This window comes from Streptomyces sp. NBC_00057, from assembly GCF_045041165.1.
Lineage (GTDB): Bacteria > Actinomycetota > Actinomycetes > Streptomycetales > Streptomycetaceae > Streptomyces.
Genome location: NZ_CP108256.1, coordinates 7,746,161 through 7,761,929 on the forward strand (window position 1 = coordinate 7,746,161; position 15,769 = coordinate 7,761,929).

A 15,769-nucleotide genomic window follows, 5' to 3' on the forward strand; every position below is an offset into this window, starting at 1 on the left:
TCACTGGTCCAACCGCACCGGCTACCGGGCCGACACTGTCGCCTACGCCATGGTGGCCGTGGTGAAGCAGACCGTGATGACGTAGCCGGGAAGGTCGTGCGCGCCCGGTCAGCGGACCGGTGTGAGTGCGATCGCGAGCGAGTCGATCCCGGACAGGAAGTTGGAGTAGACGCGCCGCGGCGGGGCCGTGGGGCGCATCTCGCCCACCAGGTCCCGCAGATCGCACAGGACCGCGCCGATCTCGGCCCGCGCGAGGAACGCCCCCAGGCAGAAGTGCGGACCGAACGCCAACGTCAGGTGCGGGTTCGGGGAGCGCGACAGCAGGAAGCGGTCCGGTTCGTCGAAGGCCGACCCGTCCCGGTTGGCGGCCGCGTTCCAGAGCGTGACGACGTCACCTGCCCGGACGGTCCGGCCGTGCAGGTCGATGCCGACCGTGGCCGTACGCCCCGCGTGCAGCGTCGGCGTCGTCCAGCGCAGGACCTCCTCCACCGCCGTCTCCGTGGCGATGCCGCCCGCCTGGTAGGTCCGCCACTGCTCGGGGTTCTCCAGCAGCGCGGCCACCGCCCCGACCAGCGCCAGGCGTGTGGTCTCGTCACCGCCGAGGATCAGGCTGTAGCAGTTGAGGACCACCTCCTCGTCGGTGAGGTTCTGACCACCGACCCGGCACTGGGTGAGGAGACTGACGATGTCGTCCCCCGGCTCGCGCCGTCGCCGCGCCGCCAGCTCGGCGAAGTAGAAGAGGATCTCGCCACGGGACACCCAGGAGTCCGCTGCCAGCTCTTCTGCGCTCTCCGCCCCGAGCGCTTTCGAGGTCCTGGTCAGCAACTGCTGCCGGTCCGCCGGCGGAACGTCGAGCAGATCGCAGATTGCCCGAAGGGGGAGCTGCGCGGCGATGTCCCGGGCGACGTCGCACCGGCCCCGCTCCACGGCCTCCGTGACCAGTGCGCGGGAGGCGTTCGCGATGCTGTCCACCACCGACGCCGGGGCTCGTGGCGAGAACGCCTTCATCAACACGCGGCGCAGTTCCGTATGCCTGGGTCCGTCCATCACCGGCAGAGGGTCTGTCAAACGAACGTTTTACAGTCCCGTACTAGCCTTGAAGAAGAGAGTCCTTCGCCTTCGCTGACGGAAGTGTTGATCATGGACATCAACGGTTCGGTAGCCCTTGTCACGGGAGCCAACCGTGGCATCGGAATGGCGTTCACCGAGGCCCTGCTCGCGCACGGCGCGGCCAAGGTCTACGCCGGCGTCCGGGACCCGAAGGCCGCCTTGGCCTCCGGGCTCACTCCGCTGCGACTGGACGTCACCGACGAGGAGCAGGTCGCCGCAGCCGCACGTGCCGCCGATGATGTCAACATTGTCATCAACAACGCCGGGGTCACCGGTGGCCCCTCGCTGCTGGAGGGGTCATTCGACGGTGCCAGACGCGAGATGGAAGTCAACTACTTCGGCACCTGGTCTGTCTCGCGTGCGTTCGCGCCCGTGTTGGCCGCCCATGGCGGTGGAGCACTGGTGAACATGCTATCCGTGGCGTCGTGGGTGGCCAATCGGCAGTTTCCGAGCTACGCGGCCTCCAAGTCCGCTCAATGGTCGCTGACGAACGCCTTCCGGCTGGCACTGCAGGAGCAGGGCACGCTGGTGGTCGGCGTGCATGCCGGCTATGTCGACACCGACTTGTCGGCGGACGTCGACTCCCCGAAAACCCTCGTCGGCGACGTGGCCGAGGCGACGATGACGGGGCTGCTCAACGATGAACCCGAAGTGCTGGTTGACGAGGTCACCCGCCAGGTACGCGCCAGGCTCTCGGGGGGACTGGACAAGCTGTACGCCAATCGGTGAGTGCCCGGGGCCACTTTGGTCCCGGCCGTCGAGCAGGCCGGGGATACGCATGCGCCGTGGATGCAGCCTGTCCGTGTGCGATTCTGTTAGGCAGGTAGAGCCCGCGGTCGACCAGGGCATGGCCACGGGCTCGTGGCTGCACGATGCGCTGCGCCGCCACGGCGAGAACGTGTGGCGGCGGGTCGCGATCCGCTGTCGGGGGAGGACGCTGCGGATCAGTGTGAGTGCGGATGGTCGTGATCGTGACGGTGGTCATGGCCCTCGGGGCGTTGCGCCAGGGCCTCGGTGCGTGCGGTGACCTCGTCCGTGGACACGGCGCGCAGGTCGACGAGCACGTCCTCCAGGGCACCCAGCCAGAGCAGGTAGTAGTTGTAGGGCTCCTCCCGCGCCGACGCGTTCTCCCAGGCAGCGATCCGGGCGATCAACGCGGCCTGGAATTGCGGCCAGGTGAACGCGCCCGCCTCGTACAAACTGACGGCCATGCCGAAGGCACGGCTCTCCCACGGCTCGGCGAACACCAACTCGCCGTTGGAGCGGGGCGGTGCGGTCGGGCCCTCGATGTCCAACGGCGCGCTCATGGGGCCTCGACCCTCGCCACGCCCACCATCGCGTCCCTCGTCACCAGCGGCACGAGCTCTTCCTCGGACAAGTGCTCGGTGCCGGCCGGACGTTCGGGCAGCACCAGCCAGCGCACCTCGCTGGTGGAGTCGCGGACGGTGATCCGCACGTCGTCGGAGAGTTGGAGTCCCATCTCGGCCAGCACCCTACGCGGCTCCCTGACGATCCGCGCGCGGTAGGCGGGGTCCTTGTACCAGCTCGGCGGCAGGCCGAGCACCGGCCACGGGTAGCACGAGCACAGCGTGCAGACCACCACGTTGTGGGTGGTCGCGGTGTTCTCCACGACGACGATGTGCTCGCCCTGCTGCCCCGAGAAGCCCAACTCCTTGATGGCGGCGGTGCCGTCCTCGAGCAGCCGCCGCCGGTACTCCGGATCGGTCCACGCCTTGGCGACGACCTCGGCCCCGTTGAGCGGGCCCACGTGGGTCTCGTAGGTGGTGATGATCCCGTTCATCACCTTCGGGTCGATCAGGCCCCGCTCGGTGAGCAGTTGCTCGAGCGCCTCGGTGCGCAGGGCCGCGGGAAGCCTCTCGCCCGGTCCGCCGGTGGTGGTCATGAGGTTGTCTCCAGGTAGCTCTCGTACAGCTCTGCGGTGAGCGCGAAGGGTTCGGCGTCGACGCCCCACAGCTCGTGCGAGTCGAACCGCACCGAGTAGACGTGCTGCGGGTTCTCGCCCAGGAAGTGCGCGTTGGTGTCCGGCAGCACCGCGGCGGGCTGGATGAGCTCGACGATGCCGGTATGGCCCCGTACGTAGCCCGGCAGCCGAGTGTGCCCGGGCGGCGACATGTCCTTGGCGCGCACACGCTCGCCGACGGCGAAGACCGGGGCGGCGTCCACAGTGCGCAGCGAGCCCTCGGCGGTCGGCGTGTAGTCCGGCCGGGCGGGCTCCGGGATCGGCGGTTCCTCGACGCGCTCACCGCGCAGGTTGCGGGCGCGGGCGTCGATCGCGCCCGGCGCCAGGATGGCGCTGTCGGTGAGCATCAGCTCCCCGGCGTTGAGCCAGCGCCCGTAGTAGCCGTCGTCCAGGTAGGCGGCCCGGTCCAGGCGCTCCAGCGCGTGCCGGAAGGCGTCCGTGTTGATGCCGCCGCACGCAACGCGGCTGGAGAGGATCGCAAGCGCGAATGCCTTGAGCTGCCAGGGCTCCTCGAAAACAGGTTCATCGCGTCTCGGCGGATGAACGGGACCCCATCCCGGGGTTCCCCCCATATCGGCGATACCATCCATCGCATAATCTCTCATATATCTGCAATGGTGAACATATTCACTGGAATTGTAGGCGGGCGGTGTTCTCGGCGTCGCGGCATCGGCCGCATGTGAAACCCGGCCGGCGGCAGGCACCAGCCGCACGAGAAGAGCGGTGACGCGTGACAACGAAGTCAGTCGAGCCTGGTCAGAGCACTGACGTCGGCTGACTTCATTGTTGTGGGTCTCAAATTCCTTGTCATCTTGAAGTACTGCGACCTGCGTGTCCTTGGGATGTCTCACGCCCGTGGCCACGTTCCCGTCTCAGGCGCGTGGCCTTTTTCTTTTCGTACCGGTTCTGGGCTGGTTGGCAGAGCCGTTGCCCTGAGGCGCGTACATGGTGAGCGTCGTCTCAGCGGGACAGATCAGGTTGCCAAGGGCATCGGAGCGGTAGCCGCCGGTGGGCGCTCGGACTTTCAGGTCCGGGTGCACGCCGTCCAGGTGGAGGCGGAAGCTGACGAGGAGGCCCTGCTGCTTTCCCTGCTGCCGGCCGTGTTTCGGTTGCTGCCCGGCTCGGGGTTCCGCGTGGGGGTCGAGGCAGGACGTGGTGCTACTGGTACTTGCCTTCTGGCCATTGGCGGGCCCTGGCTCGGGCGTGTGCCGGGGCCCGGCGGCCGGTGAGCCCCTATGCGCGGTAGGCCGCAGAGATCTGGCCCACCAGGACGGCGAACGGCATGTCCAGGGCGGCGTACAGGGCGCCGGACTCGGGTGCGGCGTTGTCCGCCAGCGCCTCGACCATGAGAGTGGCGTAGTCGGAGACGATGACGCCTGCCTGCTGCATGCGGAGCAGTCCGGCCTCACGCTTGGCCTGGCTGAAGGTGCCGGAGGCGTCCACGGTGACGTAGGCGTCGTACCCGGCAGCTGTGGCGGAGATCGCGGGCAGGGCCGCGCAAACCTCTAGCGACACCCCAGCGAAGATCAGCTTCTGCCGGCCGGTGGTCTCGATGGCCTCGCGTACCCGGTCGTCGTGCCAGGCGTTGACCGTGCCGCGGTCGATGATCTTCTGTCCGGTCGGCAGTGCCTGGACAAGTTCGGGGGTGGTCGGCCCCCACATGCTGTCGGCCGCTGTGGTGGTGACGACCAGCGGGATGCCCAGCACGGTAGCGGCCCGGGCCAGCGCCACCACGTTGTGCTTCAGCTCGCCGACCGGGACGTCCCGGACGCCCGAGAGGAGGCCCACTTGGTGGTCAACCAGCACCACGGCGGCGTTCTCCCGGGTAACAGACTCCAGGAACTTGCTGTGCTCGCTCATTTTCCGCTCCTTCGAGGGTTGGGCCACGGCTTCACTGGTCACTGATATTGATAGTCAAGATTAGTGACGAATTTGAGGCTATGCCTTCTGCCACCTGGAGCGCAAGCATCGGCAGGGACTGGGCACCCGGCCCCCGGCACCCGGGGCGATGGACAGCCCACCGGGCAGGGCTAAAATTGCTGGTCATGGCAGAACCGCGGACGAGCGTACCGACGGAGGAGCGTTGACCGGGCACCAGGCCACGGACCCGGACCTCGGCGTACTCGCCGCCCGAGTTCTCTTCTCCGTCCAGCGGGAACTGTTCACTACGCTCGCCGAGCAGGGCTTCGACGACATAGCTCCCCGCGCCGGCGCAGTCCTCGCCTACCTGCGCGCCGACGGCATCCGTGCCAGCGAACTCGCCCGCGCCTCCGGGCAGCACAAGCAGGTCATCGGCACTCTCGTCGACGATCTCGAACGCCTGGGGTATGTCGAACGCCAGCCCGACCCTGTGGACCGCCGCGCCAAACTGATCTGCCCCACAGAACGGGGCCTGCTCCAGATGGAGGCTGCTTCCTCGATCATGCGCGCGATCGAGGAACGCCATGCGAAAGCGCTGGGCGAGCAGGAGTACACGGCCTTCAAGGCGACTCTCCGAAGCGTGTCCGAACTCCAACGTGAGACCGAGCGCGGTGGCCAAGGCACCGGGACTCGGCCAGGACAACCGCGTGACCAGTGAGACTGGTTGAGCCTTGGCGCCCGGGCGGCCTTCGTGTGCGGCGAGGGCCGGGCGGCCATGAGCTGGCGACGAGTACGAACCCTTGGCGCGTGCCGGGAGCGTTGGCAAAGCGGGTCCGGTCATCGCCGATCTCTGCCAAAATCCGGGCGCCGGTCAGTGAGGCAAGTCCGGGAAAGCTGCGGACGATCGGGGCATCGTGATGCTCTGCGAAGGCTTGCGTGACGGCTTCTTCGAGCTGTTCAGCGTTGTCGCAGGCGGTGTTCAGCTGCCTGAGCAGGGCGGATGTCTGGTGCCCGAGGGCTGTTTCGACCCCGCGTTCAGCGGTATCTCACCCCGCTTCCGGCCCCGACGCTGAGACCCGTCAGGATCCGGGGCTACCAGAAAACTCTTCGTCCCACCTCGTCTCACACATCTCTCACAATCGAGAGCGCACGGGAGCACGCGAGAGCCTCTGACCTGGATAATCGCCGTCGCTACGGACCACGGCGGACCAGGTGGACATTACATAGGCTAGGGAGCATGGCCTACGAGATTCCGGTGACGCAAGCCCGAGCTGAGCTCGCCGAACTGATCAACCGCGTTGTCTACGGCGGCGAGCGAGTGGTTGTGACGCGGCACGGCAAGCCGCTCGTGGCGCTCGTTTCGGCCGCTGACCTGGAGCGACTCGAAAACGACGAGGCGGCTGCCGAGGAGCAGGTGATCAGCTCGGTCTCCTCGATCGGCTCCTCCGTGTCCGCTCCCGGCGAACGGCGGCGCTTCGGCATCGCGGCGGAACACACGGGGTACCGCGAGCCGGGCAGCTGAGCGCCGCACTGACGTTCCGTAACGCGGAAATGCCGTGCACCCCCGCCCGTTGCGGCGGGGGTGCACGGCATGCTCGAACGAGGTCAGCCCATCAGGGCCGGCTCCGGGGCGCTGGGAGCGGGCACGGCCGGAGGCCGGGCCCGGCGTCGGCCGCCGATCAGTACCGCCGTCAGCCCGAGCGCCGCCCATATCGTGAGCGTGAGCAGCGCACTGCCCGCACCGCTGCCGTCGAAGAAGGCCACCGACCGCAGCAGTGAGCCGCCCGCACCCGGCGGCATCAGCTGTCCGATCGTCCCGATCGGCCGGGGCAGCAGCTCGGGAGCGCTGGTAACGCCGGAGAACGGGTTTCCGAGGAGCACCATCAGCAGGGCGCCGAGGCCGACACCGGGCGGACCGATCAGCGCGGCGAGCCCCGCCACCGTCCCGCCTGTGGCCAGGACGGTGAGGCCCAGAGTCCCGGCCTCGGCCCACCAGTCGCCGGTGATCACGCCGAGCCAGTTGTCGGTCAGCGCCGCCGCGCCGACCCCGACCAGTGTGGCCGCGCCGATGAGCGCCAGTGCGGCCCGGCCTCCGCGCAGCCGCAGCATCGTGACCGCGGAGCCCGAAAGGACGCCGGCGATCGCCAGTGGCAGGAAGCTCGCACCGAGCGCGTTGCCGCGCGCATCCCCGGCGGGCGCCGCCACCACATCCGTGACCTGCACCTGAGCGCCCTCGGGGGCCTGGGCCGTGACCGCTTCGCGCAGCAGTTGGGCCACCACCGGGCTCGCCGCGGATGCGGTCAGCAACTGCGGGCCCTGCGGGGTGACCGCGACCGCGCCATATACGGACCGGTCCTCTATCGCGTGCCGGGCATCGGCCGCGGACGCGTAGCGATGGACCTCGAAGGCGCCCTCGCGCTGCTCGAACTGCTGCTGGAGCCGATCGGCGGCCGGTGCGGAACCGGCTACCCCGACGGGCAGATCGTGTGGTGCGATCCGGGCCGCGGGCCAGGCGAAGGCCCAGAGCGCGAGGATCACCACCACGGGGATCAGCAGGATGACCGCCACCATGCGGCGGTTCGGGGTAGCGGACACGAGAGGCCTCGATTCAAAGAGAAGGATCGTTCGTTTTAGTTGATGGCCACACTGTCCGTCGGGTGTCGGGGCTTGTCAAGAAGGAACGTTCGTTTTAGATTTGCGACATGGCCCGTGTATCCCAGGAACACCTCGACGCCCGCCGTCGGCAGATCATCGACGGCGCGGCGCGCTGCTTCGCGCGCGACGGCTTCCACGGCACATCGATGCAGGGGGTGCTGAAGGAGGTCGGCCTGTCGGCCGGTGCGGTCTACCGTTACTTCAGCGGGAAGGAAGACCTGATCGCGGCCATCGCCGATGAGGCGGTCGGCGGCGTCAGGCGGGCGTTCGAGGAGGCCGCCCGTGTTTCGCCGCCGCCTGCCCCTGATGTGCTGATCGGTCGTGTGGCCCGCTCGCTGTTCGAAAGTGCTGGGCGTGGCATGGGTCGACAGGCCTATGCCGGACTGATCGTGCAGGTGTGGTCCGAGACTCTGCGCAGTGAGCGGCTGGCTGCCACACTCGCCGAGGCTTTCGGGGGTTTGCGGGCGGCGTGGACGGAGCTGGTCGACGTGTACCGCGACATCGGCCTGCTCGGCTCCGATGTGTCCGCCGATCATGTGGCCCGCACGCTGATCGCCACCGCTCAGGGGTTCATCGCCCAGCTGGCGATGTTCGGCGACGCCGAACCCGAAGTGCTGGAAAACGGCCTGCGCGGCCTGATGTCCATGGATCTGCAAAAGATCAGTTAACGCGCCGGAAAAACTTCGGCTCCAACGTGCAATACCTCGCCGTGAGAGACCGGTTCGATGTTCAACAGTCTGTTGACTGCGGCTAGTGTCTCGCTGTGCCCAGGGCCGGTACTGGGCACAGGACTGTGAGGTGGAAGCATGCAACTGACTCCGCATGAGCAGGAACGCCTGCTCATCCATGTTGCTGCCGACGTGGCTCAGAAGCGTCGGGCGCGCGGACTGCGGCTCAACCACCCCGAGGCGGTCGCGCTGATCACCACCCATCTGCTGGAGGGGGCCCGCGACGGTCGTACGGTCTCCGAACTGATGGCATCGGGCCGCAAGGTGCTCTCCCGCGAGGACGTCATGGACGGGGTGCCCGAGATGATCCATGACGTCCAGGTCGAGGCCACCTTCCCGGACGGCACCAAGCTCGTGACCGTGCACGAGCCGATCGTCTGACAGGAGGTGTCACCGGTGATTCCCGGAGAGATCCTGTACGGAGACGGGCCCGTACCGTTCAACGAGGGCCGGGCCGTCACCCGCCTCACCGTTCTCAACGCCGCCGACCGACCCGTCCAGGTCGGTTCGCACTATCACTTCGCCGAGGCCAACCCGGGCCTGGACTTCGACCGTTCGGCCGCCCGCGGACTGAGGCTGAACATCGCCGCCGGGACCGCCGTGCGTTTCGAACCCGGCGTACCCGTCGACATCGAGCTCGTCCCGCTCGCCGGACGGCGTATCGTCCCCGGCCTGCGCGGCGAAACCGGAGGTGCCATCGATGGCTGAACTCGACCGCGCGGTCTACGCCGACCTGTTCGGCCCCACGACCGGCGACCGCATCCGGCTCGCCGACACCGATCTGCTCGTCGAGATCGAGGAGGACCGCTCGGGCGGCCCCGGACTCGCGGGAGACGAGGCAGTTTTCGGCGGAGGCAAGGTGATCCGCGAGTCGATGGGCCAGGCGCGTACCACCCGCGCCGAAGGCGCCCCGGACACCGTCATCACCGGCGCCGTGATCATTGACCACTGGGGCATCGTGAAGGCGGACATCGGCATCCGCGACGGCCGGATCACCGGGATCGGCAAAGCCGGCAACCCGGACACCATGGACGGCGTCGACCCCGATCTGGTCATCGGCCCCGAGACCGAAATCGTCGCGGGCAACGGCCAGTTCCTCACCGCGGGCGCCATCGACGCCCATGTCCACTTCATCTCGCCGACCATCGTCGACCAGGCGCTCTCCGCCGGTGTCACCACGCTCGTCGGAGGCGGCACCGGACCGGCCGAGGGCACGAAGGCGACCACGGTCACTCCGGGCGCCTGGCACCTTGCCCGGATGTTCGAGGCCCTGGAGACCTACCCCGTCAACATCGGGCTGCTCGGCAAGGGCAACACGATGTCGGGCGACGCCATGCGCGCCCAACTGCGCGGGGGCGCCCTCGGATTCAAGATCCACGAGGACTGGGGTGCCACTCCCGCCGTCATCGACGCCTGTCTGAACGTGTGCGAGGAGAGCGGCGCGCAGCTCGCCATCCACACGGACACCCTCAACGAGGCCGGCTTCGTCGCCGATACGCTCGCGGCCATCGCCGGACGCTCCATCCACGCCTACCACACCGAAGGCGCCGGCGGCGGGCACGCCCCGGACATCATCACCGTGGTCTCGGAGCCGTACGTCCTGCCCAGTTCCACCAATCCGACCCGGCCGCACACCGTCAACACCATCGAGGAACACCTCGACATGCTGATGGTCTGTCACCACCTCAACCCCGCCGTGCCGGAGGACCTGGCCTTCGCCGAGTCCCGGATCCGTCCCTCCACCATCGCGGCGGAGGACATCCTCCACGACCTCGGGGCGATCTCGATCATCTCCTCCGACGCCCAGGCGATGGGCCGCATCGGCGAGGTCGTCCTGCGCACCTGGCAGACCGCCCATGTGATGAAGAAGCGCCGCGGCGTCCTTCCCGGCGACGGCCGGGCCGACAACCACCGGGTTCGTCGTTATGTCGCCAAATACACCATCAACCCCGCGGTCGCCCAGGGCCTCGACCGGGAGATCGGTTCGGTCGAGACCGGCAAGCTCGCCGATCTGGTGCTGTGGGACCCGGCGTTCTTCGGCGTCAAGCCGCAGACCGTCATCAAGGGCGGGCAGATCGCGTACGCGCAGATGGGCGACGCCAACGCGTCCATCCCTACCCCGCAGCCGGTGATGCCGCGGCCGATGTTCGGCGCACTCGGCCGGGCGCCCGCCGCCAACTCGTTCAACTTCGTGGCGAACGCGGCCATCGAGGACGGGCTGCCCGAACGCCTCGGTCTCGGCAAGCAATTCGTTCCGATCACCAGCACGCGCGGCGTCACCAAGGCCGACATGCGGGAGAACGACACACTGCCGCGGGTCCACGTCGACCCCGACAGCTTCGCCGTGACGATCGACGGCGAAACGGTCGAACCGGAACCGGCCGCCGAACTTCCCCTGGCCCAGCGCTACTTCCTCTTCTGATGCGGACCCTGTGATGAGCCGCGCAGCTCTGCTCGTCCTCGCCGACGGCCGGTTCCCCGCAGGTGGCCACGCCCACTCCGGCGGCGCCGAACCGGCCGTGAAGGAAGGACGTATTCGTAACGCCGAGGACCTCGCCGAGTTCTGCCGGGGCCGCCTCCACACCACCGGACTCACGGCCGCCGCACTTGCCGCGGCGGCCGCCCGCGGCCATGACCCGCTCGCGCTCGACGAGGCCGCCGATGCCCGTACCCCGTCGCCCGCGCTGCGGACCGTCGCGCGCAAGCTCGGCCGGCAGCTGATGCGGGCCGCCCGCGCCACCTGGCCCAGTCCCGAACTCGCCGCCCTGGCCCAGGCCCGGCCGCGCGGCGCCCACCAGCCCGTCGTGCTCGGCCTCACCGCCCGCGCCGCGGGCCTCCGGCCCGAGGACGCCGCGCACTGCGTCGCCTACGAGACCGTCAGCGGACCGGCCACCGCCGTCGTCCGCCTGCTCTCCCTCGACCCCTTCGAGGCCACCGCCGTCCTCGCCCGCCTCGCACCCGAGCTCGACCGGATCGCCGAACAGGCCGCCGCTGCGGCGCACGGAACCATCGACGCGCTGCCCGCCGCCTCCGCCCCTCTCCTCGACATCACCGCCGAGGCGCACGCGGCCTGGCCAATTCGCCTGTTTGCCTCGTAGACCTGCAAGAACCAGGAGCCGACCTCATGCACCTCGACCACGCCCAGCACGGCCCCGCCGCCGTGAGCGCCGATGCCGCCCGCCCCGACGGCACCCGCCGCGCCCTGCGCATCGGACTCGGCGGACCGGTCGGCTCGGGAAAGACCGCAACCGTCGCAGCCCTGTGCCGGGCCCTGCGCGACCAGCTCTCCATCGCCGTGGTCACCAACGACATCTACACCCGCGAGGACGCCGCCTTCCTGCTGCGCCATGCCGTCCTGCCGCCCGAGCGCATCCAGGCCGTGGAGACCGGTGCCTGCCCGCACACCGCGATCAGGGACGACATCTCCGCCAACCTCGAAGCCGTCGAGGACCTGGAGGACACCGTCGGGCCGCTTGATCTGATCCTGGTCGAATCCGGCGGCGACAACCTCACCGCCACTTTCTCCAAAGGCCTGGTCGACGCCCAGATATTCGTCATCGATGTGGCGGGCGGTGACGACATCCCGCGCAAGGGCGGCCCCGGCGTCACCACCTCCGACCTGCTCGTCATCAACAAGACCGACCTCGCCCCGTACGTCGGCTCCGATCTCGACCGTATGGCTCACGACGCCGCACAGCAGCGCGGCCCGCTCCCCGTGGCCTTCACCTCGCTCGCCTCCGAGGAAGGCGTGGGGCCCGTCGTCGACTGGGTGCGGGGGCAGCTCGCCGCCTGGACCGCATGAGCGTCCAGGCCACCGCCCGGATCACCGCGGTCCTCGACAGCCGGGGCGTCACCTCACTCCCCGTGCTGGAGAGCGACGGACCGCTCGCCCTGCGCCGGACCCGGGCAGCGAACGGCCCGTATGCCCGTGTCACCGTCGTCGGCGCCATGAGCGCGCCGCTCGGCGGCGACCGGCTCGCCATCGAGGCACGGGTCGAGGAAGGCGCCCGGCTCACCGTCGACTCGGCCGCGGCGACCATCGCCCTGCCCGGACCGGGAGCGGCCGCCGAACCGGCCACGTACGACATCGGGTTGAGCGTGGGGGAACGGGCCGAGCTCTGCTGGCTGCCGGAGCAGCTCGTCTCGGCGCACGGCAGCGTCCTGCACATGACCACACGGGTCGAACTCGCCCCCACCGCAAGGCTGGTGCTGCGCGAGGAGCAGATTCTCGGCCGCCACGGCGAGAGCACCGGCACCCTCACCAGCCGCCTCACCGTGCACCGCGCCGGCCGTCCGCTGATCGGCCAGCAGGTGGCGTACGGGCCAGGAGCACCCGGCGGCTGGGACGGCGCGGCCGTCCTGGGCGGCCACCGAGCCATCGGTCAACTCCTCGCCGTGGACCCGTCGTTCGACGACAAGAGTCCCGAAGCGCGCCTGCTGGGACCGACCGCCGTCCTCACCCCGCTCGCCGGTCCGGCCGTTCTGGTGACAGCGGTCGCCCCCGATGCACGCCTGCTGCGCAGGGTCCTGGACGACGCTCTGAGCGACGTACTCGACATCCCGGCAGGGTGAATACCGCTCAGCGGGACACGGGTGTCCGGTTATCGATTCGGTAAAGAAGTGGGTGTGTGACCTGTTCTCAGGAACCTCACAGACGACAGGATCCGCGGGAGGTCCCGAATGAACTGCGCCGCCACCGGCGGCGCTTCAGAGATGGGGGAGGTTCCACTTGAGACGCACAGCAGTGCTCGGCTCGGCCGGCGCTCTGATCGCGGGCACGCTCATAGCAGGCGCGGTGACCGCACCGGCGGCCACTGCCGAAGGCCGTCACCACCAAGGTTCCGAGGCACGCGGCGTTCAGGTCGCCGCGGCACGGGCGGCCAGGTCCGGCATCGACTGGAAGGACTGTCCGGCCGACTGGGCCCTGGCCAAGCCGATCCAGTGCGGCTGGGTGACCGTGCCGCTCGACTACGCCAGGCCCGACGGCAAGCAGATCAGGCTCGCCGTCGACCGGCACGTCAGCACCGGCACGGAGGACGAGCGTCAGGGCGCCCTGCTCTACAACCCGGGTGGCCCCGGCGGTTCGGGCATGGCGTTCCCGAAGCGCATCATCAACCAGACCGCGATCTGGGCGAACGCGGCGAAGGCCTACGACTTCGTGGGCTTCGACCCTCGGGGCGTCGGCCACTCCGCGCCGATCTCCTGCATCGACCCCCAGGAGTACGCCAAGGCCCCGAAGGCCGACCCCGTACCCGACTCCGAGGCCGACAAGCGCGCCCAGCGCAAGCTCGCCGCCGAGTACGCGGACGGCTGCGCCGAACGCAGCGGCGACATGCTGCCGCACATGACCACACCGAACACCGCACGCGACCTGGATGTCATCCGCGCCGCCCTCGGTGAGAAGCAGCTCAACTTCCTGGGTGTCTCCTACGGCACCTATCTGGGCGCGGTCTACGGCACGCTCTTCCCGACCCACGTCCGCCGCATGGTCGTCGACAGTGTCGTCGACCCGGCGAAGGACAACATCTGGTACCAGGCCAACCTCAACCAGGACATCGCCTTCCAGGGGCGCTGGGACGACTGGAAGGCATGGGTCGCCGAGAACGACTCCGCCTTCCACATCGGCGACACCCCCGAGAAGGTCGAGCAGGCGTGGCTGAAGCTGCGCGCCGCCGCGAAGCAGAACCCGATCGGTGGTGTCGTCGGCCCCGCCGAGCTCATCGGCTTCTTCCAGAGCGCGCCCTACTACGACTCCAGCTGGGCGCGCGTCGCCCGGACCTGGAGCGACTACCTGGGCGGCGACACCCAGGCGCTGGTCAAGGCCGCCGGACCGACCATGTCGGACATCGCGGGGAACATCTCCTCGGAGAACGGCAACGCCGTGTACACGGCGGTCGAGTGCGCGGACGCCAAGTGGCCCACCAGCTGGCAGAAGTGGGACCGCGACAACACCCGGCTGCACAAGGACTACCCGTTCATGACCTGGGCCAACGCCTGGATGAACCTGCCCTGTGCGACCTGGTCGGCCAAGCAGCAGACCCCGCTGAACGTGAAGACCGGCAAGGGCCTGCCGCCGGTGCTGATCGTGCAGTCCACGCGTGACGCCGCAACCCCGTACGAGGGCGCTGTCGAACTGCACAAGCGCTTCAAGGGCTCGCGCCTCATCACGGAGCGGGACGCCGGTTCGCACGGTGTCACCGGCCTGGTCAACCCCTGCATCAACGAGCGGGTGGACACCTACCTGCTCACCGGCAGGACCGACCGCAGCGACGTGACGTGCGCCCCGCACGCCACGCCCAAGCCGTAACGGTCACACCTCACGGGCACGGGCGGCCGGAGGCCTCGAACCACCGGCCGCCCGTTCTCGCGTACGGGCTCCGCCTCATGCCTTGCGGTCGTACGTCTCCAGCCAGGCGTCCTCCGCCGCGTAGTCGAAGAGCTGCTTCCCGTATGCCCGCAGCATGACGGGAAAGGCCTCCGTCCAGTCCTTGCCCTCCAGTTGCGCGCCGATCCACTCGACCGTTTCCGGAAGCGACTCCGCGTAGCCCGTCACCGGCTGGTACCCGAGTTCCCGCTCGGCGGCCGTCATGTCGTACACGAGGGGATGGGCGGCGCTCCAGGGCGTCGAGCCGACGCCGTCGTCCCCGGGAGCGCCGGTCATCAGCAGGGTCTCGGTCCTCCGGCCGAGCACCGCGTCGACGGCCTCGCCGATCTCCGCGACCGTCGGCGCCTGCGGGTCCCCGGCATTGAGCACCCGCGAACCGGGCCGCCCGGCGGCGAGCCGGATCAGCTCGGCCAGGTTGGATACATGGACCGGGTGGAAACGGGATGTCCCGCCGTACGAGAGCACCCGCCGCCCCCGGCCGTCCAGGAGCCGCTTCACGAAGTACAGCTCTCGTGGCGAGCGGCAGTACGCCCCGTGAATCGCCCCCGCACGCAACAGCGTCACCGGCAGCGCGTCCCCCGCCGCGAGCAGATCCTGCTCCAGCTGTATCTTCCGCGTCCCGTACGTGGCATCGCCGGCCGGCACGGTGCGCTGTGTCTCCGGGACCGGCACGGGGTACCGCGGGGCTCCGTCGGGTTCGCCCTGTGTGTCGAAGCTGCGACCCTGATCGTCCTCGTACACCGCACCGCTGGAGATGACCACGGCCGAACCGATCCGGTCTGCGAGGCCGGTCAGCTGCCGGGCGTGGTCCGCGCCGTACGCGACCATGTCGACCAGTACGTCACAACCGTCACCCAGCGACGCCGCCAGCGCCCCGTCCTCGTCGCGATCGAGAGCCGTCGTGCGCACCGCGCCGTCCCACCGCGCGTCCCGCCCGCCGCCGCGTGAAGCGGCCGTCACCTCCCAGCCGTCCTCGACGAGCGCCTGCACGGCCACTCGCCCGATCTGTCCCGTCGCTCCCAGAACCCATGCGTTTCCCCTGCTCATGAG

Annotated in this window: 18 protein-coding genes and 1 pseudogene; 11 read left to right on the plus strand and 8 right to left on the minus strand. The window is 69.3% G+C overall.

Annotated features, from left to right (window positions below; all coding sequences use genetic code 11):
- Positions 1-108 precede the first annotated feature (108 nt).
- Positions 109-1,068: a cytochrome P450 gene (locus tag OG953_RS36605; protein ID WP_405689660.1), complete on the minus strand. Its 960-nt coding sequence runs from the start codon at positions 1,066-1,068 to the stop codon at positions 109-111.
- Between the two features lie 72 nt (positions 1,069-1,140).
- Here OG953_RS36605 and OG953_RS36610 point away from each other — a divergent pair, with 72 nt between their 5' ends.
- On the plus strand, positions 1,141-1,839 hold the full coding sequence (locus OG953_RS36610; protein WP_405689662.1) for an SDR family oxidoreductase: 699 nt from the start codon (positions 1,141-1,143) through the stop codon (positions 1,837-1,839).
- A 215-nt stretch (positions 1,840-2,054) separates the two neighbouring features.
- On the opposite strand, the gene OG953_RS36615 is transcribed toward OG953_RS36610, so the two are convergent.
- The 4 genes from OG953_RS36615 to OG953_RS36630 all read right to left on the minus strand — a co-directional run bounded on the left by OG953_RS36615 (position 2,055) and on the right by OG953_RS36630 (position 4,951).
- A complete protein-coding gene (locus tag OG953_RS36615) occupies positions 2,055-2,417 on the minus strand; it encodes a nitrile hydratase accessory protein (protein ID WP_405689664.1) in 363 nt (120 codons plus the stop codon).
- Complete coding sequence (gene nthA / locus OG953_RS36620) at positions 2,414-3,013, minus strand: nitrile hydratase subunit alpha (protein WP_405689667.1); 600 nt, start codon at positions 3,011-3,013, stop codon at positions 2,414-2,416. Before nthA ends, OG953_RS36615 begins: the two co-directional genes overlap by 4 nt.
- The gene (gene nthB, locus OG953_RS36625; RefSeq protein WP_405689669.1) at positions 3,010-3,696 is read right to left on the minus strand and encodes a nitrile hydratase subunit beta; all 687 of its coding nucleotides are present in this window, start codon (positions 3,694-3,696) and stop codon (positions 3,010-3,012) included. The genes nthA and nthB overlap by 4 nt, the downstream gene beginning before the upstream one ends.
- 628 nt (positions 3,697-4,324) lie before the next feature.
- Positions 4,325-4,951, minus strand: coding sequence for an isochorismatase family protein (locus OG953_RS36630; protein ID WP_405689670.1), 627 nt, complete (start codon positions 4,949-4,951; stop codon positions 4,325-4,327).
- A gap of 223 nt (positions 4,952-5,174) precedes the next feature.
- On the opposite strand from OG953_RS36630, the gene OG953_RS36635 reads away from it, so the two are divergent.
- The gene (locus OG953_RS36635) at positions 5,175-5,669 is read left to right on the plus strand and encodes a MarR family winged helix-turn-helix transcriptional regulator (protein ID WP_405689672.1); all 495 of its coding nucleotides are present in this window, start codon (positions 5,175-5,177) and stop codon (positions 5,667-5,669) included.
- A gap of 97 nt (positions 5,670-5,766) precedes the next feature.
- On the opposite strand, the pseudogene OG953_RS36640 reads toward OG953_RS36635, so the two are convergent.
- Positions 5,767-5,979 (minus strand): annotated as a pseudogene (locus OG953_RS36640) (IS110 family transposase); the annotation flags it as partial.
- 209 nt (positions 5,980-6,188) lie between these two features.
- On the opposite strand from OG953_RS36640, the gene OG953_RS36645 reads away from it, so the two are divergent.
- A complete protein-coding gene (locus tag OG953_RS36645; RefSeq protein WP_405689674.1) occupies positions 6,189-6,473 on the plus strand; it encodes a type II toxin-antitoxin system Phd/YefM family antitoxin in 285 nt (94 codons plus the stop codon).
- An 83-nt stretch (positions 6,474-6,556) separates the two neighbouring features.
- On the opposite strand, the gene OG953_RS36650 is transcribed toward OG953_RS36645, so the two are convergent.
- The gene (locus OG953_RS36650) at positions 6,557-7,546 is read right to left on the minus strand and encodes an ABC transporter permease (RefSeq protein ID WP_405689676.1); all 990 of its coding nucleotides are present in this window, start codon (positions 7,544-7,546) and stop codon (positions 6,557-6,559) included.
- A 107-nt stretch (positions 7,547-7,653) separates the two neighbouring features.
- Here OG953_RS36650 and OG953_RS36655 point away from each other — a divergent pair, with 107 nt between their 5' ends.
- The 8 genes from OG953_RS36655 (at position 7,654) to OG953_RS36690 (ending at position 14,641) form a co-directional block, all read left to right on the plus strand.
- Positions 7,654-8,274 carry a TetR/AcrR family transcriptional regulator gene (locus OG953_RS36655; protein WP_405689678.1) on the plus strand — a complete coding sequence of 207 codons (621 nt, stop codon included), beginning with the start codon at positions 7,654-7,656 and terminating at the stop codon, positions 8,272-8,274.
- A 138-nt stretch (positions 8,275-8,412) separates the two neighbouring features.
- Complete coding sequence (locus tag OG953_RS36660) at positions 8,413-8,715, plus strand: urease subunit gamma (protein WP_189280153.1); 303 nt, start codon at positions 8,413-8,415, stop codon at positions 8,713-8,715.
- Between the two features lie 15 nt (positions 8,716-8,730).
- Positions 8,731-9,042, plus strand: coding sequence for an urease subunit beta (locus OG953_RS36665; RefSeq protein ID WP_405689680.1), 312 nt, complete (start codon positions 8,731-8,733; stop codon positions 9,040-9,042).
- Entirely contained in the window at positions 9,035-10,756 is a 1,722-nt protein-coding gene (locus OG953_RS36670) for an urease subunit alpha (RefSeq protein WP_405689682.1), read from the plus strand. Before OG953_RS36665 ends, OG953_RS36670 begins: the two co-directional genes overlap by 8 nt.
- 13 nt (positions 10,757-10,769) lie before the next feature.
- Positions 10,770-11,432, plus strand: a complete 663-nt coding sequence (locus OG953_RS36675; RefSeq protein WP_405689683.1) for an urease accessory protein UreF — start codon at positions 10,770-10,772, stop codon at positions 11,430-11,432.
- A gap of 26 nt (positions 11,433-11,458) precedes the next feature.
- Positions 11,459-12,136, plus strand: coding sequence for an urease accessory protein UreG (gene ureG / locus OG953_RS36680; RefSeq protein WP_405689685.1), 678 nt, complete (start codon positions 11,459-11,461; stop codon positions 12,134-12,136).
- Positions 12,133-12,906: an urease accessory protein UreD gene (locus tag OG953_RS36685; RefSeq protein ID WP_405689688.1), complete on the plus strand. Its 774-nt coding sequence runs from the start codon at positions 12,133-12,135 to the stop codon at positions 12,904-12,906. The genes ureG and OG953_RS36685 overlap by 4 nt, the downstream gene beginning before the upstream one ends.
- Before the next feature lie 157 nt (positions 12,907-13,063).
- Positions 13,064-14,641: an alpha/beta hydrolase gene (locus OG953_RS36690; protein WP_405689690.1), complete on the plus strand. Its 1,578-nt coding sequence runs from the start codon at positions 13,064-13,066 to the stop codon at positions 14,639-14,641.
- A 75-nt stretch (positions 14,642-14,716) separates the two neighbouring features.
- Here OG953_RS36690 and OG953_RS36695 read toward each other — a convergent pair whose 3' ends face one another.
- On the minus strand, positions 14,717-15,766 hold the full coding sequence (locus OG953_RS36695; RefSeq protein WP_405689692.1) for an NAD-dependent epimerase/dehydratase family protein: 1,050 nt from the start codon (positions 15,764-15,766) through the stop codon (positions 14,717-14,719).
- Positions 15,767-15,769: the final 3 nt, after the last annotated feature.